25 protein-coding genes are annotated in these 22274 nt (G+C 68.6%); 14 read left to right on the top strand and 11 right to left on the bottom strand.

Features of this window, described 5'->3' with window-relative positions; translation table 11 throughout:
- Positions 1-2: 2 nt before the first annotated feature.
- Positions 3-329 carry a PadR family transcriptional regulator gene (locus VGI12_01030; GenBank protein HEY2431225.1) on the bottom strand — a complete coding sequence of 109 codons (327 nt, stop codon included), beginning with the start codon at positions 327-329 and terminating at the stop codon, positions 3-5.
- Positions 330-406: 77 nt separating this feature from the next.
- On the opposite strand from VGI12_01030, the gene VGI12_01035 reads away from it, so the two are divergent.
- A complete protein-coding gene (locus VGI12_01035; GenBank protein ID HEY2431226.1) occupies positions 407-799 on the top strand; it encodes a VOC family protein in 393 nt (130 codons plus the stop codon).
- Between the two features lie 39 nt (positions 800-838).
- Here the strand turns inward: VGI12_01035 and VGI12_01040 are convergent, their stop codons facing one another.
- Positions 839-1228 carry a cupin domain-containing protein gene (locus VGI12_01040; GenBank protein HEY2431227.1) on the bottom strand — a complete coding sequence of 130 codons (390 nt, stop codon included), beginning with the start codon at positions 1226-1228 and terminating at the stop codon, positions 839-841.
- A 40-nt stretch (positions 1229-1268) separates the two neighbouring features.
- On the opposite strand from VGI12_01040, the gene VGI12_01045 reads away from it, so the two are divergent.
- A complete protein-coding gene (locus VGI12_01045; GenBank protein ID HEY2431228.1) occupies positions 1269-3479 on the top strand; it encodes an alpha-amylase family protein in 2211 nt (736 codons plus the stop codon).
- Between the two features lie 28 nt (positions 3480-3507).
- Here VGI12_01045 and VGI12_01050 read toward each other — a convergent pair whose 3' ends face one another.
- On the bottom strand, positions 3508-4854 hold the full coding sequence (locus VGI12_01050; GenBank protein ID HEY2431229.1) for a Gfo/Idh/MocA family oxidoreductase: 1347 nt from the start codon (positions 4852-4854) through the stop codon (positions 3508-3510).
- Positions 4855-4977: 123 nt separating this feature from the next.
- On the opposite strand from VGI12_01050, the gene VGI12_01055 reads away from it, so the two are divergent.
- The 6 genes from VGI12_01055 to VGI12_01080 all read left to right on the top strand — a co-directional run bounded on the left by VGI12_01055 (position 4978) and on the right by VGI12_01080 (position 9286).
- Entirely contained in the window at positions 4978-5487 is a 510-nt protein-coding gene (locus VGI12_01055) for a DinB family protein (GenBank protein ID HEY2431230.1), read from the top strand.
- Between the two features lie 3 nt (positions 5488-5490).
- The gene (locus VGI12_01060) at positions 5491-5841 is read left to right on the top strand and encodes a hypothetical protein (protein ID HEY2431231.1); all 351 of its coding nucleotides are present in this window, start codon (positions 5491-5493) and stop codon (positions 5839-5841) included.
- A gap of 58 nt (positions 5842-5899) precedes the next feature.
- Positions 5900-6103: a cold shock domain-containing protein gene (locus VGI12_01065; protein HEY2431232.1), complete on the top strand. Its 204-nt coding sequence runs from the start codon at positions 5900-5902 to the stop codon at positions 6101-6103.
- A gap of 158 nt (positions 6104-6261) precedes the next feature.
- Positions 6262-7239, top strand: coding sequence for a Gfo/Idh/MocA family oxidoreductase (locus VGI12_01070; GenBank protein ID HEY2431233.1), 978 nt, complete (start codon positions 6262-6264; stop codon positions 7237-7239).
- Positions 7236-8777, top strand: a complete 1542-nt coding sequence (locus VGI12_01075; protein HEY2431234.1) for a GMC family oxidoreductase — start codon at positions 7236-7238, stop codon at positions 8775-8777. The genes VGI12_01070 and VGI12_01075 overlap by 4 nt, the downstream gene beginning before the upstream one ends.
- Positions 8774-9286 (top strand): VOC family protein, encoded by a 513-nt coding sequence (locus VGI12_01080; protein HEY2431235.1) that lies wholly within the window; start codon positions 8774-8776, stop codon positions 9284-9286. The genes VGI12_01075 and VGI12_01080 overlap by 4 nt, the downstream gene beginning before the upstream one ends.
- Positions 9287-9305: 19 nt before the next feature.
- Here VGI12_01080 and VGI12_01085 read toward each other — a convergent pair whose 3' ends face one another.
- Positions 9306-10478, bottom strand: a complete 1173-nt coding sequence (locus VGI12_01085) for a hypothetical protein (GenBank protein ID HEY2431236.1) — start codon at positions 10476-10478, stop codon at positions 9306-9308.
- Between the two features lie 101 nt (positions 10479-10579).
- Here VGI12_01085 and VGI12_01090 point away from each other — a divergent pair, with 101 nt between their 5' ends.
- Positions 10580-12187 (top strand): hypothetical protein, encoded by a 1608-nt coding sequence (locus VGI12_01090; protein HEY2431237.1) that lies wholly within the window; start codon positions 10580-10582, stop codon positions 12185-12187.
- A gap of 25 nt (positions 12188-12212) precedes the next feature.
- On the opposite strand, the gene VGI12_01095 is transcribed toward VGI12_01090, so the two are convergent.
- From VGI12_01095 to argG, 5 genes are read right to left on the bottom strand one after another with little or no spacing between them, the layout of a single operon-like run.
- Complete coding sequence (locus VGI12_01095; protein ID HEY2431238.1) at positions 12213-12383, bottom strand: hypothetical protein; 171 nt, start codon at positions 12381-12383, stop codon at positions 12213-12215.
- Between the two features lie 47 nt (positions 12384-12430).
- Positions 12431-13072: a hypothetical protein gene (locus VGI12_01100; protein ID HEY2431239.1), complete on the bottom strand. Its 642-nt coding sequence runs from the start codon at positions 13070-13072 to the stop codon at positions 12431-12433.
- Positions 13069-13569, bottom strand: coding sequence for a hypothetical protein (locus VGI12_01105; GenBank protein ID HEY2431240.1), 501 nt, complete (start codon positions 13567-13569; stop codon positions 13069-13071). Before VGI12_01105 ends, VGI12_01100 begins: the two co-directional genes overlap by 4 nt.
- A 21-nt stretch (positions 13570-13590) precedes the next feature.
- The gene (locus VGI12_01110) at positions 13591-14415 is read right to left on the bottom strand and encodes a trypsin-like serine protease (protein HEY2431241.1); all 825 of its coding nucleotides are present in this window, start codon (positions 14413-14415) and stop codon (positions 13591-13593) included.
- The gene (gene argG, locus VGI12_01115) at positions 14405-15769 is read right to left on the bottom strand and encodes an argininosuccinate synthase (protein HEY2431242.1); all 1365 of its coding nucleotides are present in this window, start codon (positions 15767-15769) and stop codon (positions 14405-14407) included. The genes VGI12_01110 and argG overlap by 11 nt, the downstream gene beginning before the upstream one ends.
- 29 nt (positions 15770-15798) lie before the next feature.
- Between argG and VGI12_01120 the strand changes: the two genes are divergently transcribed.
- A complete protein-coding gene (locus VGI12_01120; GenBank protein HEY2431243.1) occupies positions 15799-16419 on the top strand; it encodes a class I SAM-dependent methyltransferase in 621 nt (206 codons plus the stop codon).
- A 22-nt stretch (positions 16420-16441) separates the two neighbouring features.
- Here VGI12_01120 and VGI12_01125 read toward each other — a convergent pair whose 3' ends face one another.
- The gene (locus VGI12_01125; protein ID HEY2431244.1) at positions 16442-17341 is read right to left on the bottom strand and encodes a VWA domain-containing protein; all 900 of its coding nucleotides are present in this window, start codon (positions 17339-17341) and stop codon (positions 16442-16444) included.
- 263 nt (positions 17342-17604) lie between these two features.
- Here VGI12_01125 and VGI12_01130 point away from each other — a divergent pair, with 263 nt between their 5' ends.
- A complete protein-coding gene (locus tag VGI12_01130; GenBank protein ID HEY2431245.1) occupies positions 17605-18453 on the top strand; it encodes a hypothetical protein in 849 nt (282 codons plus the stop codon).
- Positions 18454-18461: 8 nt separating this feature from the next.
- On the opposite strand, the gene VGI12_01135 is transcribed toward VGI12_01130, so the two are convergent.
- Complete coding sequence (locus VGI12_01135; protein ID HEY2431246.1) at positions 18462-19910, bottom strand: aldehyde dehydrogenase family protein; 1449 nt, start codon at positions 19908-19910, stop codon at positions 18462-18464.
- A gap of 178 nt (positions 19911-20088) precedes the next feature.
- Between VGI12_01135 and VGI12_01140 the strand changes: the two genes are divergently transcribed.
- The 3 genes from VGI12_01140 (at position 20089) to VGI12_01150 (ending at position 22224) form a co-directional block, all read left to right on the top strand.
- The gene (locus tag VGI12_01140; protein ID HEY2431247.1) at positions 20089-20511 is read left to right on the top strand and encodes a plastocyanin/azurin family copper-binding protein; all 423 of its coding nucleotides are present in this window, start codon (positions 20089-20091) and stop codon (positions 20509-20511) included.
- Between the two features lie 67 nt (positions 20512-20578).
- Positions 20579-21055, top strand: a complete 477-nt coding sequence (locus VGI12_01145; GenBank protein HEY2431248.1) for a hypothetical protein — start codon at positions 20579-20581, stop codon at positions 21053-21055.
- Positions 21052-22224, top strand: coding sequence for a zinc-dependent alcohol dehydrogenase (locus VGI12_01150; protein ID HEY2431249.1), 1173 nt, complete (start codon positions 21052-21054; stop codon positions 22222-22224). Before VGI12_01145 ends, VGI12_01150 begins: the two co-directional genes overlap by 4 nt.
- Positions 22225-22274: the final 50 nt, after the last annotated feature.

The raw sequence follows: 22274 nt of genomic DNA on the forward strand, positions 1-22274 counted from the left end.
GGTCAGCTCTCCGCCTTCAACAGGCGCGCGATCGCTCCGGCGCGCCGCGCCCAGTCGGCCGTCTCGACATCGAGCTGCCTGCGGCCGGCCCGAGTCAGGCTGTACACGCGCGCGCGCCGGGCGTTCTCGGTCTGCCGCCACTCGGCCTCGAGCCAGCCGGCGCCTTCGAGGCGCTGCAGCGCGGTCAGCAACGAGCCGGGGTTGACCTTGAAGACGCCGCGCGACATCTGCTCGACTCGGCGGGCGATGCCGAAGCCGTGCATCGGCGCCAGGCTGAGGGTCTTGAGAATCAGCATGTCGAGGGTGCCCGGGATCATCTCGTCGGCCATGCCCCGACGCTACCCCTTCTCATCTTGGCTGTCAAGATGTGAGCCGCAAGAGGAGCCGGATCGTGGTGAAATAGGGCGTGGCCCTCGCCCATTTCACACTCGCCACCCCGGACATCGACCGGACCGCCGCGTTCCTGGAGCGGACGCTCGGCTACGCCCGCAAGCGGCTGCCGCCCAACGTGGTGGGCGAAGCCATCTGGCTCGACATCGGCGGCGGCCAGGAGCTGCACGTGCTGCACGTGCCGGGCTTCGCCATCTCCGCGTTCGAGGCGGAGTACGGCCGGCACGTGGCGCTCTTCCATCCCCGGTCGGCCTTTCCGGCGCTGAAGGCCCGGCTGCTCGGTGAGGGGGGCGTCCTGATCGATCCGATCCGGCCGACGCCGTTCGAGCGGTTCTTCTTCCGCGAGCCGGTCAACGGCTACGTCTTCGAGATCATCGATCTGGAACGCGCGTCGCGAACGAGCGAGTGACGCTGCCGGGGAGCCCGCAGGGCGACGCCCCGCTGATGACTAGCGAGCGAGCCATTTGGACCAGTAGAACGTCATCGGCACCGGCCCGGTGTTGGTGATGCCGTGCAGCACGTCACCGGCGCAGTACATCATGTCGCCGGGGCCCACCTGGGTCGTCACGCCGGCGCACTCGATCTCGCCGGTGCCGCTCGCGATGGTCAGCGTCTCCTCTTCCGGATGCCGGTGCGGCGGATGCGGGCTGGCGCCAGGCTCGAGCACCGCCATGCCGGTGCACATCCCGCCCAGCATGTCGGTCGGGCCGTTGTAGTGCACGAAGACCCGGCAGCCTGGATGGAGCTCGGCCGGCACGGCGTCGATCGTGATGACACCGTCCTGCAGTTTCGCCGCGGTGGTCGCCGCGTCGACTTTGGCGTTGGGGGTTTGAGCCATGGGTGAAATTCTATAAGAGGTCGGAGGTAGTATCGCCACCATGACCGAGCTCACCCGGCGTGCGTTCCTGCAGACGACGGCTGCGGCCGGCGCGTTCGCGTCGGTCGGATTCACGGACGCGTCCGCCGCACAGCCGCCCGCCACGTGGTTCGACCGGCCAATGCGCTGGGTTCAGCTGACGCTGGTCGAAAACGATCCCGGGCGATTCGACCCGCAGTTCTGGCTCGACTACTTCGGGCGTCTGCACGCCGACGCCGCGACCCTGAGCGCCGGCGGCATCGTCGCCTACTACCCGACCGACGTGCCGCTGCACCATCGCAGCGCCTGGCTCGGCGACGGGGATCCGTTCGGCACGCTCGTCAAGGGCTGCCGCGCGCTCGACATGAACGTGGTCGCGCGCGTCGATCCGCACGCCGTGCGCGACGAGGTCCGCCAGGCGCATCCCGACTGGATCGCGGTGACGGCCGACGGCCAGCCGCGCCGCCACTGGGCGAACCCCGACCTGTGGGTCAGCTGCGCGCTCGGCCCCTACAACTTCGACTTCATGGATCGCGTCAATCGCGAGATCGTCGCCAAGTACGCGGTCGACGGCGTGTTCGCGAATCGCTGGGCGCCGCAGGGGGGCGACTGTTACTGCGTGCACTGTCAGGAGAACTTCCGCCGCGCCGCCGGCCTCGCGCTGCCGCGCACGACCGATCCGCGCGATCCGGTGCGGCGCCGCTTCGTCGAGTGGCGCGTGGCACGCCTGACCGAGCTGTGGCAGCACTGGGACGCCAGTATCCGCGGCGTCCGCGCCGAAGCCCGCTTCATTCCGAACGGCCCGCCCGACATGAAGACGGCGGCGGAGCTTGCCGACATCCAGTTCGCCGACTTCCAGGCCCGCCGCGGGCTGACGCCGCCGTGGGCGAACGGCCGCCGCGCCAAGGAGTTCCGCGCCGTGATGGGGCGCAAGCCGGTCGCCGGCATCTTCAGCGTCGGTCTCGAGGAGCCGTATCGCTGGAAGGACTCGGTGCAGACCGAGCCGGAAGTGCAGCTCTGGGTTGCCGACGCCACCGCCCACGGCATGCGCCCCTGGGTGACCAAGTTCTCGGGCGTCGTCTACGACCGGCGCTGGCTGCCGATCGTCGAGCGCATCTACGACTGGCACTACCGGCACGAGCGCTATCTGCGCAACGAGCGCTCGCTCGCCCGCGTCGCGCTGCTGCACTCGGAACAGACCGAGGCGTTCCACCCGGGGATGGCGGACGGGGCCCGCCACGCGGATCACGTGCTCGGCATGTACCAGGCGCTGGTCGAGGCGCGCGTGCCGTTCGACATGGTGCACGAGGCGCTGCTCACGCCCGATCGCCTCGATCAATACCGGCTGCTGGTGCTCGCCGACGCGGCGGCGCTGTCGGTGCCGCAGTGCGAGGCGATTCGCCGCTATCTGCAGCGCGGCGGCAGCCTGATCGCGACGTTCGCCACGTCGCTCTTCGACGAGGTGGGTGTGCAGCGCCCCGATTTCGCGCTCGCCGACGTCTTCGGCGTCTCGTACGGCGGCCGTGTCGAAGGACCGATGCACAACTCCTATCTGGCGCTCGAGTCGGGAGCGGACGGCCGCCGCCATCCGATCCTCGCGGGTCTCGAAGGGACGCCCCGCATCATCAACGGTGTGTTCCGCCTCGACGTCCGCCCGGCCGGGTCAGACCGGGGTCAAACGGGGGTCAGACCCGCGTCTGACCCCGGTCTGACCCCGGCGCCCCTGACGCTCATTCCGCCGTATCCCGATCTGCCGATGGAGGACGTCTACCCGCGGGTGCCCCACACCGACACGCCGGGTGTCTACCTGCGCGATCTCGGCCGCAGCCGCGTCGTCTATTTTCCGTGGGACATCGACCGGACGTTCTGGGACGTGCTCGCCGTCGATCACCTCACACTGTTGAAGAACGCGGTGACGTGGGCGGCGAACGGACCGTCACCGGTGACCGTCGACGGCCCGGGCGTGCTCGACGTCGCGATCTGGCGACAGGCGGCGTCGACGACCGTGCACCTGGTCAATCTCACGAACCCGATGATGATGAAGGGGCCGTTGCGCGAGGCGATCCCGGTCGGTCCGCTGCACGTGCGCGTGCCGCTGACCGACGGCCGTCGTCCGTCGAAGGTCTCGTTGCTGACGGCCGGCACCGCCGTGCCGGTCCGCATCGAGAACGGCGTCCTGCTGGTCGACGTGCCGTCGGTGGCCGTGCACGAAGTGATTGCGATCGACGACTAGCGCCGGCCCCTCGGATCAGGCCGGGGACTCAGGTGATCTGCGGCAGCGTCCACGGCGCGCGGTACGGGCGCAGGACGTACTTCTCCTGCTCGGCGTCGTCGGCGATCGTCTCGGCGGCGATGTCCCAGTGCACGCGGCGGCCGGTGCGGAAGGCGATGTTCCCGAGGTGGCAGGCGATCATCGAGTTGTGGCCGACCTCGACATCGGACGTGGGACGCTGGCGCGAGTCGAGGCAGTCGAGGAAATCCTTCATGTGCGCCAGGCCCATGTCGCCGGAAGCGCCGCGGTGCGGCTCACCCTGCATGCGGTAGCGCTTCTTGCCGTTCGTCGTTTCGGTCTCGGGCAGCACTTCCCAGCCGCTGCGGTCGACCACGAGCACGCCGTTGTTGCCGTGGAAGGCGACGCCGTGGTCGCGCATGTAGGGTCCCTGGCCGATCGCCGTCGCGTGCTCCCAGATCACGCTGTAGCCCTCGTATTCCCAGAGGGCCTGCTGCGTGTCGGGCGTCTCCTCCGCGTCTTCGGGGAATCCGAACTTGCCGCCGACCGAGGTCGCTGATTTCGGCGCCGTGACGCCCATGCCCCAGTTGGCGACGTCGAGCATGTGCGCGCCCCAGTCGGTCATCAGGCCGCCCGAATAATCGTAGTACCAGCGAAAATTGAAGTGGAAGCGGTTCTTGTTGAACGGCCGTTTCGCTGCCGGACCGAGCCACATGTCGTAGTCGACGCTCGCCGGCGGCGCCGTGTCGGGCACCGGCGCGATGTTGCCCATCCAGTCCTGATAGGCCCACGCCTTGACGACGCGGATCGTGCCGAGCGCGCCGGATTTCACGTAGGCGATCGCATCCTTGAAATGGTTCGAGCTGCGCTGCTGCGTGCCCATCTGCACGACGCGGTTGTAGCGCCGCGCCGCCTTGACCATCACCCGGCCTTCGCCGATCGTCAGCGCCAGCGGCTTCTCGACGTAGACGTCCTTGCCGGCCTGGCAGGCCAGGACCGTCGGCAGGGCGTGCCAGTGATCGGGGGTGCCGATGATCACCGCGTCGACGTCCTGGCGATCGAGGACGCGCCGGAAATCGCGCCCGGCGTTGTCGGGCTGCTGATTGAATTCGCCGTGGACGCGCTGGGCCGCTTTGGCGAGCTGCTCGTCGTCCACGTCGCAGAGGGCGACGACCTGCGCGCCGAGCCGCAGCGCGTTGCGCAGGTCGGAAGTGCCCTGGCCGCCGCAGCCGATGAGCGCGACGCGGACGCGCCGGTTGGCGCCGGCAGCTCGGTCCTGGGATTCGGCGTTCGACGCCATCGACGTGGCCAGCACGCCGCCGGCGGCGCCGGTGGCGGCGTGCTTCAGGAATGTCCGGCGGCTGCTCACGGGTCTCATCTTCACCTCCGACGCCGTCACCATAGCGCGGGCGCGCCGGCGTTGTCACGGACGATCGTCGGGCCGCCGCCGCGGGCGCACCGCGGGTGTAGACTGACGGCTTTCCCTTTGAAGGAGGAACCCATGAACGCAGATCAGGCCCGTGCAGTCGCCGACGCGATGATCGGGTCGCTCGAGAGCGAATCGGTCGCGACCCGCAAGGTCATCGCCGCGGTTCCGGCTGCCAACCGCGACTACAGGCCGGACGCGAAATCGCGGACGGCGTGGGAGATCGCCACGCATCTGGCGACGAGCGACATCTGGTTCGCCGACTGCATCCTCAACGGCAAATTCGACTGGACGGGCGACCCGCCGCTGCCGAAGGAGTTCACCGATCCGGGGGCCGTGGCGAAATGGCACGAGAAGCATTTCGGCGAGAAGCTCGCCGCGATCCGCGCCTTGACGCCGGCGCAGCTGCTCGCCGACGCAGATTTCTTCGGATCGAAAGGGCCGGTCGTGACGTATCTCGTGGCCTTCAACAACCATCACATCCATCATCGCGGTCAGCTCGCGGCGTATCTGCGTGCGGCCGGCTCGAAGGTGCCGGCCATCTACGGCATCAGCGCCGACGAGAACCTGATGGCACAGGCCTGACGGGTGGCCGATCGGGGGGCCCGCCTCGTCTATTCCTCGGCGGCCGGGCGCGTCTGCAGGAGTTGCGGGCAGCCCGAACGCGGGTGCCGCTGCGGCGAGAAACCGTCGGCGGCGGTGCCCGGCCGGCCGGTCGCCAAACTCCGGGTCGAACGGGCCGGGCGCGGCGGCAAGACGGTCACGGTCGTGTTCGGGCTGCCGGAGAACGCGGATTTCCTGAGGGATCTGGCGCAGGATCTCAAGAAGGCGTGTGGGACCGGCGGCGCCGTCCGCACCGACGGCGTCGAGCTGCAGGGGGATCAGTGCGACCGGGTGCGGGAGCTCCTGGTTGCACGGAATTTCACAGTCAAAGGCTAGGTGTTCGTTCTTTTGAGAGATCGGCTATACTCGGCCCCTCTTTTTCTTAAGGACGGACATGGCTTCGAACGGCACGATCAAGCGTCTGGTTAGCGACAAGGGTTTCGGGTTCATCCTGGCGGAAGACGGCGCGGAGTACTTCTTCCACAATTCCGCGTGCCAGGGCACGCGCTTCGACCAGCTGCGTGAGGGACAGCCCGTCACGTTCGAGAAGGGTCAGGGCCCCAAGGGCCCGCGCGCCGAGAACGTTCGCGTCGCCTAGTCAGGCGACAGCGTGCTGAGCGGAGGCCGGTAGCGGGGCGCTGCCGGCCGGCCGAGCCGTCGCATTTCAGCGTCGGCGCACTATCGGTTCGACTCGTCCGCATCCATTCAGCGCCACCGCAGAAGCCGGCGCCGCCGGTATGATGGGGATATTCCCTGATGCCGGCCCCGCTGCGTCTCGCCTTGCTCGGGTGTGGATTGATCGCCCGGGTGCACAGCCGTAATCTGCGCCGTCTCGGACGCGCGGACATCGTGCCCTCCTATGCGAGTCGCGATCGTGCGAAGGCCGAGGCGTATCGCCAGCGCTACGGCGGCGTCGCCAGTTACGGCGACTACGACGCGGCGATCACCGATCCGTCGATCGATGCCGTGCTGATCGCGGTGCCGCCGAAGTTCCATCTGGAGCTGACGCTGCGGGCGCTCGCGGCCGGCAAGCACGTGATCGTGGAGAAACCGGCGTTCCCCTCGATCGACAGCTACCAGACCGCGGCCGCGGCGCGCGATCGCGCCGGACGCGTGGTCCTCGTCGGCGAGAACGATCACTACAAGCCGCTCGCGGTCCGGCTCCGCCGGCTGCTCGCGGAAGGCCTGATCGGCGACATGCTGTTCGCGCACTACGTCACCATCGCGCGGCGGCTCAAGACCGCCGACGACTGGCGCAACGACGAGACGCTGGCCGGCGGCGATGCGTTCTTCGAGGAAGGGATCCACTGGCTGCACTTCGCCGCCAGCCTCGGTCCGCGCATCGTCCGCATCGAGGGGATGCGGCCGAGCGCCGCGGGCGGCGGCGGCGATCGCCGCGCCAAGAGCATGATGGTGGCGTTCCAGTACGACAACAGCGCCGCCGGCACGCTCTATTACTCGCGCGAGGTTCCGTCGCTGCTGCGCGGCATGCGTCTCTCGAAGATCTTCGGACGCCGCGGCGTCATCACGTTCGAGTCGAACGGCTTGTTCATCGTCGCGCGCGGTCAATTCATGCCGCGGCTGATCTGGCCGGGGATGAACGATTTCCGCGGCTACCGCGCGATGTATCGCGATTTCGTCGGCGCGATCCGCAGCGGTGCGCCGCCGCAGATGAGCCTCGAGCGCGCCAGGGAGGACCATCGGCTGATGGACGAGGTGTACGGTTCGCTGTGATCCAGTCCTACGACATCATCGTCATCGGCACCGGCGCCGGTGGCGGCACGATCGCGCAGGCGCTCGCCGGGTCGGGAGCGCGGCTGCTGGTGATCGAGCGCGGCGACTTCGTCGCGCAGGAAGACGAGAACTGGAGCGCGGCGGCGGTCTGGAAGGACCTTCGCTACCGCACCCGGGAGACGTGGCTGGACAACGAAGGCCGCGAGTTCCGCCCCTACACGCACTACAACGTCGGCGGCAACACGAAGTTCTGGGGCAGCGTGCTCTACCGGCTGCGGCGCGAAGACTTCCATGACGTGCAGCACGCCGACGGCGTATCGCCGGCGTGGCCCATCGACTACGACACGCTGGCGCCGTACTACGATCGCGCCGAACGTCTGTACCGCGTGCGCGGCGGGCTCGGCGACGATCCGACCGAGCCGCCGCACGCCGCGCCGTACCCGTTTCCGGCCGTGCCGCATGCGCCGGGGATGGGCCGCATCGCCGACCGGCTGCGCGGGCTGGGGCTGCATCCGTCGCCGCTGCCGCTCGGGCTGATCGACGTCGGCGGCCCGAACGGCTGCCGCCTGTGCAACACCTGCAACTCGTTCGTCTGCCGCATCCACGCCAAGAGCGACGCCGACGTCGTCGCGGTGCGCCCGCTGCAGGCGGCGGCGAACGTGACGCTGTGGACCAACGCCACGGCGCGGCGGCTGCTGACCGATCCGGCGGGCCGGACAGTGACGGCCGTCGAGATCGAGCGCGGCGGCGCCGTCGAGGTCGTCGCGGCGCCAACGGTCGTCGTCTCGTGCGGCGCGATCAATTCCGCCGCGCTGCTGCTGCGGTCGGCGACCGACAAGCACCCGCACGGCCTCGCCAACTCGTCGGGCCTCGTCGGCCGGCGCTACATGGCGCACCTGGCGACGATGCTCGAGGGGGTGCGCTGGCAGACGAACCACGACGAGTTCCAGAAGACGCTCGCCATCAACGATTTCTACCTCGCCGGCGCGCACGCGCCGTATCCGCTCGGGCAAATCCAGTCGCAGGGGCGGACGCACGCGATCATGGCCAAGATCACCGGCGACGCCTGGGTCTACAAGGGGATCGCGATGCGCCACATTCCCCTCTGGGCCTACCAGCGGTGGGTGTCGCGCGCCACCGACTGGCTGGCGATGACCGAGGACCTGCCCGATCCCGACAACCGCGTCCGGCTCGCGCCTGATGGACGCATCGTGCTCGACGTGCGCCAGAACAACCAGCGCGCGCACGCCAGGCTCGTCGACACGTTGCGGGAGATTCTCGGCAGGCTCGGCTACTGGTCGCCGAAGGTGTTCGCGCACATGGCCGGCACCAAGAACACGACGCATCAGTGCGGCACGCTCGTTTTCGGCCGCGACCCGCGCACCTCGGTGCTCGACCCATGGTGCCGCGCGCACGACGTCGACAACCTCTTCGTCGTCGACGCGTCGTTCTTCCCCTCGTCGGCGGCCGTCAACCCCGGCCTGACGATCGCGGCGCAGGCGCTTCGTACCGCCGATCACATCATGGGGGTCGCATGAAAGCGCGTTCCTTCAGCCACACCGGGATCACCGTCTCGGATTTCAACCGCACGGTGAGGTTCTGGTGGCGCGTGTTCGGCTGCCCGCTGGTCGGCGTCACGGACGCGCCGGCCGATCGCGTCAGCGGCTTCTTCGGCGCGCCGCCCGGCGGCACCTGCAAGATCGGCTGGATCCGCATGCCGGGCGGCGGCGTGATCGAGATTTTCCATTTCGAGCCGCAGCTGCCGCCGCACCTCCTCGAATGGCACCGCCGGGGCCTGTCGCACATCTGCCTCAACGTGCGCGGCATCCGCCGATGGTACGACTATCTGTCGAAGGCAGACGGCATCGAGATCGTCGGCCCGCCAGAACAATCCCCGCGCGGACATTGGCTGTTCTTCGTGAAGGATTTCGACGGCAACCTGATCGAAATCACCGACCTCGGGCACATGTACTACGTGCTCGGCTGGCTGGGGCCGCTCGGTGGATTTCTGTTCCGGCGGGGCCGCTACAAACAGTATTACGTCTGACGCACGGCGCGCGCGGCGCTTACCGGCTCTTCCGCGCCCGGATCGTCACCTTGTAGTTGTTCTCCGCATTCAGGTTGACGAGCGAAACGAAGGCGCGTCCATTGCGGTCGGTGCCGATCGTGGCCGACTGCGACACGCCCGACACCTCCCAGCCCTTTGGCAGTACGACCGTATTGCGCAGCCCCTTCAGGGTCCGCTGGAAGACGAGCTCGCCTCCGACGAGTGTGTAGCTGGGCGCCTTCACAGAGCCGGTCAGCTTCAGGTGGGCGCTCTGGCGGTCGTCGGTGATCGGGACCTCGAGTTTTGCAAACGTCGCCCCTTTGTCCTTGACGATCGACAACTCGTGCGCCGTGTCGAGATCGGTCACCTTCAGATCCCGCAGCTCGAGGTAGGACAGTGAGTCGAGCCGCGCGCGCGGGCCCTTGCGATAGTCGCTGTAGATCTGCTCGAGGGCGATCTGCCCGGACTCGGGCGCGTCGAGGTCGTAGAGCGTCTTGACGTCATCGAAGAACATGTCGTCGAACGGCGACGGCGTGAAGGCCGCCGCGGTAGGTCGCGCATGGATCGTCAGCGGATTCGACTGGCCGCTCGGATTGGCGAAGGCGAGCTTCAGCCGCCCGTCGGCCGTGGTCGAGAGCTGCGCGGCGACGTCAGACGAGATGAACGCGTAGCCCTTCGGCAGGATCACGCCGAGGCGGTAGCCGGCCAGGCTGCGTACCCAGACGACGTCCGTGCCGTCCATCATGTAGGTACGGGCGTCCTTGTAGGTCTTGTACACGAGGATCCGGCCGATGCCGCCTTCCGGCACGGGATGAACGAGCGTGGCGCGGATCTGGTGGGCGTCAGCCTCCCCTGGCACCGGTTCGTACGTGAACGTGAGCGGCCGGCCGGTTCGCGGGTCGTAGACTTCGACGCCGCTGCCTTCGCTGCCGCCGCGCGTCGCGTTCACCATCTCGGTCGCGCCGGCTCTGGCGGTCTCGAAGAGGTAGCGGATCCGGAACGCCTCGCTGCCCGGCTCGAGAATCGCGTACTCGGTATACGCGTCCTGCGTGAAATAGCGGCTGACCGGTGCGCTCGGCCGGAGCGAACCGTCGGGATTGAGGCCGCCGGGGAACGGCTGACTGCCGCGCTGCGCGCTCAACAACGCCACGCTGACGAGTGCGCCGGCCGTGACTGTCATCCATCTCGACATCCGGGCAGGATAGCATCGCCAGCGAATGACACGCTGCGACGCCAGGAGTATCGTCTACGGATGCCGGTGCCTCCCCACGCTCCTGGGACAGGAGTGAGCTCGTGCGGCTGAGTCTCGCGGTCACGGTGGCCATGGCGGCGGCGGCCGTCGCCGGCGCGGTGGTGCCGGCGCGGGCTCAACACACCGGCCATCTGGGCACGGTGACGTTCGCCAATTCCTGCGGCGCCTCAGTGCAGCCGGCGCTCGCGCGCGGCGTAGCGCTGCTCCATTCGTTCGAGTTCGGCGCCGCGATCGACGCATTCGGGGACGTTGCAGCGGCGGATCCTTCGTGCGGCATCGCGGTCTGGGGGATTGCGCTGTCGCAGTGGGGAAACCCGTTCTCTCCAGCGCCGCGAGCGGCGCCGCAGCTGTCCACCGGACGCGACACAGTGCAGCGCGCGAAGGCGACGGGCGCCAGGACGCCACGCGAACGCGCCTATATCGACGCGGTGTCATCGCTCTACGATCGGTTCGACACCCTCGATCAGCACACGCGCATGGTCGCGTATCGGGATGCGATGGCGCGTCTCGTAGACGCGTATCCAGACGACACCGAGGCGAAGGCGTTCTACGGTGCGGCGCTCGCGGCGGCGGCGGATCCGACCGACAAGAGCTACGCCGATCAGTTGAAGGCCGGCGCGATGCTCGAGGTCCTCTGGGCGAAGCAGCCGGATCACCCCGGACTCGCGCACTACATCATCCACGCCTATGACGTCCCGGCCCTGGCGCCAAAGGCGGTCGAAGCGGCACGCCGCTACGCGACGATCGCGCCCGACGCCCCGCACGCGCTGCACATGCCCTCGCACACCTTCACCCGCCTCGGCTACTGGCAGGACTCGATCGACACCAACATCCTGTCGGCGGCGTCGGCGAAGCGCGGCGGCAACGTCAACGAAGCGCTGCACGCCAGCGACTACGAGATCTACGCGTACCTGCAGACGGGGCAGGATGCCAAGGCCCGCGCCATCCTCGAAGACGCGCCGCGCATCGCGGCCAGTCAGAACCGGACCGCTGGCGCGGCTCCCCCCGCGGCCGCCGACTATGCGCTGGCGGCCATTCCGGCCCGCTACGCGCTCGAGCGCGGCGTGTGGGCGGAGGCCGCGCAGCTCGAGGTGAGGCCTACCGGGACGGCCTACGCCGAAGCGCTCACCTGGTTTGCGCGCGGCCTCGGCGGCGCGCGGGCCGGCGGCACAGCGGAGGCGAAGGACGCCTCCCGCGAGTTGCAGCTCAGGATCGACGCACTGAACAAGTCTGGCGACAAGTACTGGGCGGAGCAGGTCGCGATTCAAGGGCTCGCCGTCTCGGCGTGGCTCGCCCTGGCGGACGGACGCTCCGATGCCGCACTGCAGACGATGAGCGAGGCGGCCGATCGGGAGGACGCGACCGAGAAGTCGGCGATCTCTCCAGGTCCGATCGCCCCGGGACGCGAGCTGCTCGCCGAGATGCTGATGCAGCTGAAGCGTCCATCGGACGCGCTCCTCGAGTTCAGGAAAACGATGGCCAAGGAGCCGAATCGCTTCCGCGCCCTGGCAGGCGCGGCGGAGGCGGCGGAGCAGTCCGGCGACGCGAGCTCGGCGGGCGAGTATCGCCGCCATCTCGCCGAGATTTGCAGGAACGGCGACACGCCAGGCCGTCCCGCCTTGCAGAAAGCGCGTTCCAGCAGCCGGTGAAATCGGGAGGGGGAAACGGCCGAGGTCAGCGCCGGCGACCGCGATCGGTATGCCGCCGCATCACGATCGTCACTTCGTGTTCCACCGGTGTGTCGTCCACGATTTGCACGCGCGCCGCCGACCTCTTCCCTATCAGGCCCGGATCCCAGTCGCGACCTTCGATCCGCTCAACATCGTAGGTCTGCACGCCCTGCATTGCGTGCTCGAGGGCGTCGACGGCATCTCGGCGGAGTTTGACGACGCTCATGCCTCCCGACGCTGCATGGCAGATGCCGTGGTGACGGCGCGTCGAGCTGGCAGCAGAGCCGCGGCCCCGAGCAGCAGCGCGATCGCTGCGAACGCGAGGTAGCCGGCCGAGCTCGGCTGCTGCACCTGCGCGATAGACCCGAACGTCGCCGCGTCGAAGACGGCGACCAGTACGCGTCCGGTCGCGCTCGCGGCCGGCTCCGCCAGCGCCGCCAGGACGACGAACTTGAGGATGAGCCCGGCGCCGAGAATCACCGCGAGACTGCGCAGCAGGCGGACGCGATCCGGCTGCGCGACGATGGTGTTGAGCAGCAGGACGAACAGGAACGCCGCGACGAAGAACCGCGGCAGCCCGCTGCCCGGAGTGATCATCGTCAGCACCGCCGCCGCCGCGACGAGGAGCGCGATGAGGACGACCGCGCCGTTGGCGTTGGCCAGGATTGGCCGTGAGCCATGCAGCAGTCGAGCGGGATCGAGGGCGCCGCTGCGGATGAGCGCCGCCACGACGAGCGTGCCGAGCACGAGCGAGTACGGCGTGGGCGGGACGAAGACCAGCGGCGCGCCGGGTTGGACGCCCGCCATCAGCGTCGCTGTGAGCAGCATCAGCGGAAGCACGATCGCTTCGCGAACCGAGCTCATTTGCGTTTCCTGAACACCCGCAGCGGATTGAAGTCCGCCGCTTCGATCGTCAGGCCCCGCTCGAGCTCCGCCCGCAGTTCGTCGGCCGAGTGCATCTGGAGATCGGGATCGTCGACGACCAGCCGCCCGTCCGGAGCGACCGCGATCGCCCGGTCGACCGCCGCCAGTCCCTTCGTGAACAGCGGGTCGTCGTCATAGAGCCGTCCCCACCCTTCGCGGTAAAAGGCGTAGGCGATGTAGAACTGCGTGCGGGCGTCGCGCTGCGCGCGATCGGCGCGGCCGAACGCCGCGCGCGCTTCCGGGAACTGATCGTGCCGGAAGAACTGCAGCCCGTCGTCGAACGCCGGTCGATCGATCGCGTAGACGCCCGCCATCGCGGTGAGTCCGCCGCTCACCTCCGCCACCGACTGTGGCTGGTTGGCGTAGATCCACGCGATCAGCGCCCCATAGCCCAGCGCCATCGCCAGTCCGCCCGCTCTGATGACCGTGTCCCGCACCTGGGTATCGCCCGCGTCCGCCTATTGGCGGCTGGCGGCCGGCACGAGACCGAGGATGAACGATTGATTCTCGGCGGCGCGCACGGCGGCGTAGATGTTGTCGCCGAACGAACACGCCAGGGTGGAGTTGGCGGAGATGACGCCCGCGATGGCCCACGCGCCCGCCTCCTGGACGAGGATCGGCCCCCCGGAATCACCCTGGCACACCGCACTCGCCGTGGTCGTGGAGGTGGTCTGCAGCGTGAGGGGCGACACCGCGGTGATGACGGCCACGCCGGCCCGCAGGGTCGCGGTTTCCCCGGTCGCCGAGCTCTTGCCCCAGCCGGCGATCACGGCGGTCTCGCCGACGCGCGCGTCGCGGCTCAGGAGCAGCGGCTTGGGCGCGCGGCCGATGTCGGACGCGAATTGGACGACGCCGACGTCGAACTGCGACGTATTCGCATCGCGCCACGATGGGTGCGGCGCGAACGAACTCGAGGCGAGTTGCGGGCCGCTGCCCAGATAGATCAGCACCGACGCCGCGGGCGGCTGCAGGCAGTGGGCCGCGGTGAGGACGGCACGGGCCGAGATGATCGTTCCGCTGCAGGCGCCCAGCTGCTGGCCGCTGCTGTCCTTCAGGTTCAGCAGCACGACGGCGGAACCGTCGGTCGAGCAGTCGGCGCCGTTGACGATCGCCGTGCCGGCGGATGCCGAAGACTGCGCGACCGCGGCGCAGGCGCTACTGACGGGGAGTGCCGGTGCGGGCGAGGGGGACGTGGCGGTCGACGATCCGCCGCCGCTGCTGCCGCCGCACGCGCCGATGGCCAGCGCGACCACGATCGCGACTGCCGGGAGTCTACCGGTCATCTCCGGGCTCGCCGGAATGGGACCCGTCGGCGCCGCTCGGCGCCGGCAGCGCCGTCGGGCCGAACGGCGCCAGCAGGCCGACCTTGGCGTAGGTGATGAGCTTGTCGCGGGTATCGGTGATGTCGAGATTGCGCATCGTCAACTGGCCGATGCGATCCTGTGGTGTGAACGTCGATTCGCCCTTCTCCATCGTCAGCCGCTCCGGCTTGTAGGTGAGGCTCGGCGACACCGTGTTCAGGATGGAGTAATCGTTGCCGCGGCGCAGCTCGATCGCGACCTCGCCGGTGACCGCGCGGGCCACCCAGCGCTGCGCGGTTTCGCGCAGCATCATGGCTTGCGGATCGAACCAGCGCCCCTGGTAGAGCAGCCGGCCGAGACGGCGTCCGTTGTCGCGATACTGCTCGATCGTGTCTTCGTTGTGGATGCCGGTGATCAGGCGCTCGTAGGCGATGAACAGGAGGGCGAGACCGGGCGCCTCGTAGATGCCGCGGCTCTTCGCCTCGATGATCCGGTTCTCGATCTGGTCGCTCATGCCGAGGCCGTGACGGCCGCCGATGCGGTTCGCCTCGAGGAGCATCTGCACCTGGTCCTTGAAGGTGATGCCGTTCAAGGCGACCGGCTGCCCTTCCTCGAAGCGGATGCTGACCTCCTCGCGCTTGACGGCGACGTCGTCGCGCCAGGCGGCAACGCCCATGATCGGCTGGACGATCGTGATGCCGGTGTCGAGCCGCTCGAGATCCTTGGCCTCGTGCGTCGCGCCGAGCATGTTCGAATCGGTGGAATAGGCTTTCTCGGCCGACATCTTGTAGGCGAACCCGTGCGCCGACATGTAGGCCGACATTTCAGCCCGTCCGCCGAGCTCGTCGATGAACTGCTGGTCGAGCCACGGCTTGTAGATCTTCAGCGATGGATTGGCCAGCAGCCCGTAACGGTAGAAGCGTTCGATGTCGTTTCCCTTGAAGGTGCTGCCGTCGCCCCAGATGTTGACCTCGTCGGCCTTCATCGCGGCGACCAGCATCGTCCCGGTGACGGCGCGGCCGATCGGCGTGGTGTTGAAGTACGGGACGCCGGCGGTGGAGATGTGGAACGCGCCGCACTGCAGCGCGGCGATGCCCTCGGCGACGAGCTGCGGACGGCAGTCGACGAGCCGCGCCGCTTCAGCGCCATAGAGGAGCGCCTTGCGCGGGATCTCGTCGTAATCCGGCTCGTCGGGCTGGCCGAGATTCGCCGTATACGCGTAGGGGATCGCTCCCTTGCTGCGCATCCAGTGCAGCGCTGCACTCGTGTCGAGGCCGCCGGAAAATGCGATGCCGACCTTCTGGCCGGCGGGAAGACGCTGGAGAATGGTGCTCACGGTGTCGGCAGTACAGTGTAGGCGATCCCATGACGAACCCGGTACCTTCGAATGACCTGCGCGCGCGGCTTGGCGACATCGACATCTATCTGTTCGACCAGCTTCTGCGCGGCCGGTTCGACGGGCGCCGGCGCATCCTGGACGCCGGCTGCGGCGCGGGCCGTAACCTGCCGTATTTCCTGGCGCATGGCTACGAGGTGTTCGCCATCGATGAGGATCCGGCCGCGGTGGCCGCCACGAAGAAGCTCGCCGCGCGGCTGGCGCCGACGCTGCCGCACGATAACCTCCGCCAGGGCGCGCTGCACGTGCTGCCGTGGCCGGACGGACGCATGGACGCGGTGATCTGCAGCGCCGTTCTGCACTTCGCGCGCGATCGGGTCCATTTCGATCGCATGCTCGACGAGATGTGGCGCGTGCTGGCGCGCGGCGGCCTGTTCTTCGCGCGGCTCGCGTCGAGTATCGGGATCGAGCACGTGCTGCCGGAAACTGCCGGCCGCGTCCGTCTTCCCGACGGCAGTGATCGCTTCGTCGTCGACGAGCGGCTGCTGCTCGACGCCGGCTACGAGCTGGGCGGGACGCTGCTCGATCCGATCAAGACCACCAACGTCCAGAACCAGCGCGCGATGACGACGTGGGTGCTGCAGAAATGAGGAGGACGGGCGGTCGGTCCTCCTACGGCAGCGTCTTCCGGACCGCGACGTATCCCGTCCGCGCGCGGACTTTGTAGGCCGGGTTCGTCGCCCGCACGCGGATGCTGTGGTACTGGCCGTCGCCGGGGTGCGGCGAGGAATAGCCGATCACGTATTGACTATTGAGCTCGTCGGCGATGTTCTTGGTCGCCACGTCGAGATCCTCGGTCGCGCGGACGAGCTCGGTGTGGCCGCCGCTCTGGCTGGTGATCTCGTTCAGGGTCTCCAGGCTGACCCGGTGCGCGATGTACTGCGGCTCCGGCGTATCGATGGCGATCGCGTAGACGAAGGCGTCGCTGCGGACCAGCGCCGGCCGCAGGTCGTGCAGCGTGACGTCGCTCGCGGTATCGGCGCCGTCGGTGACGAGCACGAGCGCCGCGCGCTCGCGCGGCCGGTTCTGGAGGTAGGGCATGGCGGCGACCATCGCGTCGTAGATCGCGGTGGAGCCGGTCGGCCGCAGCGCCGTCAGCGAATCGTGGACGCCGGTCGCGTCGCTCTGCCAGCCGAAGAGCAAAGCCGGCTGGTGGTTGAACGTCATCAGAAAGAACGCGTCGGCCGGATCGAGGAGCGAGGTCAGGAAGCGCTCCACCGCCCCCTCGGCGTCCTTGATGCGGCGGCCGAACATGCTGTCGCTGATGTCGAGCAGCAGACCCAGGCCGAGCGGGACCCGCTCGTTGGTGAACTGCGAGATGGGCACCGGCACGCCGTCCTCGGAGACCTCGAATGCCTCGCGCGGCAGCCCGGTGACCAGCTTGCCGTTCTCGTCGCGCACCGTCGCGGTCGCCACGGTGAGCTCGACGCTCGACCTCAGCCGCGGCCGTTGTTCCGCGCCAAGGCCCACCGCCGTGATCACCGCCAGCGCCGCCACCGTCCACCGACTCACCCGTCCAGTGTAAACCCCGCCGCCGCTTCCGCCCGTGGCACAATAGCCCGGGGCCATTACGGCACCCCACGGTCGAGGAGGACGCGATGGAACAGAAATGCGCGCATCCGGCTTGCTCCTGCACCGTCTCTTCTGATGGCGAATTCGGTAAGTACTGCAGCGATCACTGTAAGAAAGCGGGGAGCATCAGCGAGCTGCGCTGTGGCTGCCATCACACCGGCTGCAAGTAGCTGCGGGATGTCCCGCTCCGGAGGCACAACAAGATGAAGCGCTGGTCCGCGACGCTCCTCCTCCTTTTCGTGTGCTCGGTCGTCGCACACGCCGACGTCACCATCGTGCAGAAAACGACGGCCGAAGGCGGCATGGCGTCGATGGCTCAGTCAGGCGGATTGCCGACCCCGACGATCACCACTCGAATCAAGGGCACGAAAGGGCGGATGGACGTCGATCTCGGCAGCGCCAACCTGCCGGGCAACATGTCGACGATTACCGATGCCGGCGCGAAGCAGGTGGTCCTGCTGGACCACAATCAGAAGACCGCGCGCACGTCGGGGGCGCCGGTGCAGCCGGCGACCGGGCAGCCGTCCGCGGGCAGCCTCGAGAATTCGGTGGCCCCGACCGGCCGGTCGCAGACGATCGACGGGTTGAAGTGCGACGAGTACGCGTTCAACACCACGATGAACCTCTCGCAGATGGGTGGCGCGCAGGTACCGCCCGAAGCCGCCGCCGCCATGCAGGGCGTCACCATGATCATGAAGGGGTCGATGTGGGTCGCCAAGGAGGCGCCCGGCGCCGCCGAATACGCCGCCTACCAGAAAGCCATGTCAGGTGCCGACCTGGCTGGCGCGGCGATGGGGGCAACCGGGGTAAGCCTGCCCGGCATGGAGCGGATGGCCAAGGCGATGGCCACCGTGCAGGGTGTGCCGGTGCTGACCGAGGTCACGATGACGATCGAAGCCGGGCCAGGGGCCTCCGACAACGCCCGCCAGATGGCAGCCATGATGGCCGGCATGGGCGCGATGAAGGTGACGACGAGAGTCCTCTCGATGAAGACCGACGCGATTGCCGACGATGTGTTCCTGGTCCCGGCGGGTTATCAGGTCATCAAGTAGGCGCGAGCTCACCGGCGCCGGGTGTAGGCGACCAGCTTCGACTCCGTCATCTCTTCGATCGCATAGCGGACGCCTTCGCGCCCGAGGCCCGACTGCTTGACGCCGCCGTACGGCATGTGGTCGACGCGGAACGCCGAGCTGTCGTTGACGATGATGCCGCCGGCGTCGATGCCGTCGATGGCGGCGTCGATCACCCGCTGGTCATGGCTGAAGATCCCCGCCTGCAGGCCGAACTCGCTGTCGTTGGCCGCCGCGATCGCCTGGCCGATCTCGTCGTAACGGGTCAGCGACACGACCGGCCCGAACAGCTCCCGGCAGTTCACTCGGGCGGTCGCCGGCGCTCCCTCGATCACCGTCGGTTCCCAGACCGACCCGTGCCGGACGCCGCCGGTCAGCACCACCGCGCCGGCAGCACGCGCCTCGTCGATCCATTCGCCGATTCGGTCCGCGGCGGCCGCGTCGATGACCGGCCCGACATCGGTCGACTCGTCGAGCGGATCCCCAATCTTCAGGGCGCGCGCGCGGGCGACGATCGCCGCGCTGAACGCGTCGTAGATCGCCGCGTGCACATAGATGCGCTGCGCCGAGATGCACGACTGCCCGGCGTAGGCGAAGCCGCCCGATGCGACACGTTCGGCGGCGTGGCCGGCGTCGGCGTCGGCGTGCACGATCACCGCGGCGTTGCCGCCCAGTTCCAGCGTGACGCGTTTGCGGCCGGCGCGCGACTTCAGCATCCAGCCGACCGGCGCGCTTCCGGTGAAGGTGAGCAGCTTGATCCGATCGTCTTCGACGAGGTGCAGCGTGTCGTCGTTGCTGCAGGGGAAGACGGCGAGCGCGTCGGGCGGCCAGCCCGCGTCGAGGATGAGGCGCCCGAGCAGCAGCGCCGAGACCGGCGTCCGCGGACCGGGCCGCAGGATCAGCGGGTTGCCCGCGGCGAGCGCCGGCGCCACCTTGTGCGCGACCAGGTTCACCGGAAAATTGAACGGCGTGATCCCGACGATCGGTCCGAGCGGCACCCGCCGGACCAGCGCCTCACGCCCCTCGGTGCCGGGCAGCCAGTCGAGCGGCAGGATTTCGCCGGTGATGCGCCTGGCCTCCTCGGCGCCGACGCGCAGCACGAACGCGGCGCGGTCGACCTCGACGCGTGCGAGGGCGATCGGTTTGCCGGCTTCGAGCGCGATCGTCTCTGCGAACTCGTCGCGGCGCTGCGCCACCGCCGCCGCAATCCGCTCGAGCACCGCCGCGCGCTTCCACGAGGGCAGCCGTCTGGTCGTCTCGAACGATCGGGCCGCGGCGGCGATCGCCCGCTCGATTTCGGCGGCGCCGGCGCTGTGGACCGTCGCCACCAGCGATCCGTCGTACGGCGACCGCACGTCGAACGTCGAGCCCGTCTCGACCCGGGTGCCGTGCAGCAGAATTCCGAAGTCTCCGAGCCGGCTCGCCGCGCTGGTTCCCATGACCCCGATGGTACGCCAGGCACGGTGACCCCATGCCAGGGCGGCCACGATCCGTAACGGCTTACTCGCCGCGTAATCGCTTCGCCCGTAAGTCGCTGACGGACGCCTGGATCGCCGTCAAATCCAGGGCATCCGCCTTGCTCCGCATGGGCTCACGGTTCCCTGGAGGACACACGTCATGTTCAAGGCAGGTTCGGTAGCCCTGGTGCTGGCAGCCGTGCTCGTCGCGGCGAGTTGCGGCGGCAGCAGCAGCGGCGCCAGTACGCCTACGACCCCGACGTCCACCGGCGTTCTCGCCCAGACGACGATCACGATTACGATCTCCGGCTCGAACGGCAAGACTGCCTTCAGTCCGAATCCGGCCACCGTCGACAAGGGCCAGCTCGTCGTGTTCAAGAACGCCGATGTCGTCACGCACCACATCATGCTCGACGATGGCTCGCTGCAGACGGCCGACATCCCCCCGGGCGGCTCGAGCGCCGCGGTCGCGATGGGGACGAGCGGTTCGAGCACGTATCACTGCACGATTCACCCCACGATGGTGGGCGGTTTCAACGGCGCGGATGCTGAGCCCCCGCCCTGCAACCAGGCGTATTGCTGAGGGGCGGGAGGATCGCGCATTGCACCGTGTGCCCCCGCGGCCTTCATCAAAGGACGGGGGACACGACATGGCAGCACGGCAGTACACCAATCCCGACTCGCTGTCCGACGCGCGGAGATGGGCCGCGATCGGCCTCGGCGCGGCTGCGGCGGCGCTCGCGCTGACCCAACTCAGGCGGGCGCACGGCCGCGGTGGCTTTGGCGCGAATGCGTCACCCCCCGTATCAAAGGCGTTCACGATCAACCGCCCGCCCGACGAGGTCGCGCATCTGTGGAACGAGCTGGATCCGTTCGGCGATATCGTCGAGCACGTCCGCTTCGATCTCGCGCCGGGCAGTCGCGGCACCGAAGTGCGCGTGCAGTTCCAGCCGGCGTGGTTTGGACGGCGCAGCCCCGCGCGGGTGCAGGAACAGCTTCGCCAGTTCAAGCAGCTGGTTGAGACCGGCGAAATCGCCCGCGCCGGCTGCAACGGCGCAGTGACGTCGTTCGGCGACACGCCTGAAGGCGGGCGCGTCGAACAACTGTTCGTCGGAGGCGCGCGATGAGGGCCAACTGCTGGATGGGCACGAAGCGAGTCGAGGTCCGACGGGTGCCCGACCCCGTGATCCTCAACCCCCACGACGCGATCATCCGGGTCACGAGCACCGCCATCTGCGGATCCGATGTGCATCTCTACGACGGATTCATCCCGACCATGCACAAGGGGGACGTCCTCGGCCACGAGTTCATGGGCGTGGTCGTGGAAGTCGGCAAGGGGGTGAAGCACCTTCGCCGCGGCGATCGCGTGGTCGTGCCGTTTCCGATTGCCTGCGGCCGGTGCAACATGTGCCAGGCGCAGCTGTTCTCGCTCTGCGAGAACTCGAATCCCAACGCGTGGGAGGCCGAGCAGCTGTGGGGCTATTCTCCCTGCGGCATTTTCGGCTACTCGCACATGCTCGGCGGCTATCCGGGCGGCCAGGCGGAATACGTGCGGGTGCCGTTTGCGGATGTCGGTCCCTTGAAGGTGCCTGGCGAACTCTCCGACGATCAGGCGCTGTTCCTGTCCGACATCTTTCCGACCGGCTACATGGCGGCGGAGCAATCGAACATCAAGCCAGGGAGCGTGGTTGCGGTGTGGGGCTGCGGACCGGTCGGGCAGTTCGCCATCGCCAGCGCCTACCTGCTCGGGGCGGAGCGGGTCATCGCCATCGATCGCTTCGAGTCCCGCATGCGCATCGCCCGCGACCGCGCCGGCGCGGAGACCATCAACTACGAGAACACCGACGTCTACGAAGCGATTCGGGAGATGACCGGTGGCCGCGGCGCCGACGCGTGCATCGATGCGGTCGGCATGGAAGCGCACGCGGCCAATTCCTGGCACCTCTACGACAAGGCGAAGACGATGCTGATGATGGAGACCGAGCGGGGCGCGGCCGTGCGCCAGGCCATCATGTGCTGCCGCAACGGCGGCACCGTGTCGATCGCCGGCGTCTACGGCGGGTTCATGGACAAGTTCCCGATCGGCGCGATCGTCAACCGCTCGCTCACCATCAAGAGCGGCCAGACGCACGTGCATCGCTATCTGCGCCCGCTGCTGCAGCGGATTGTCGCCGGCGAGATCGATCCGAGTTTCGTCATCACGCACCGGCTCCCGCTCGACCAGGCGCCGTTCGCCTACGACATCTTCACCAACAAGCAGGACGACTGCCTGAAGGTGGTGCTGAAAGCGGCGTAAGCGCGAGCGGTGCCGTCAGCTGGCCGCATCCAACGACCCGGCCCGCCCGA

The organism is Vicinamibacterales bacterium (assembly GCA_036496585.1).
GTDB lineage: Bacteria > Acidobacteriota > Vicinamibacteria > Vicinamibacterales > 2-12-FULL-66-21 > JAICSD01.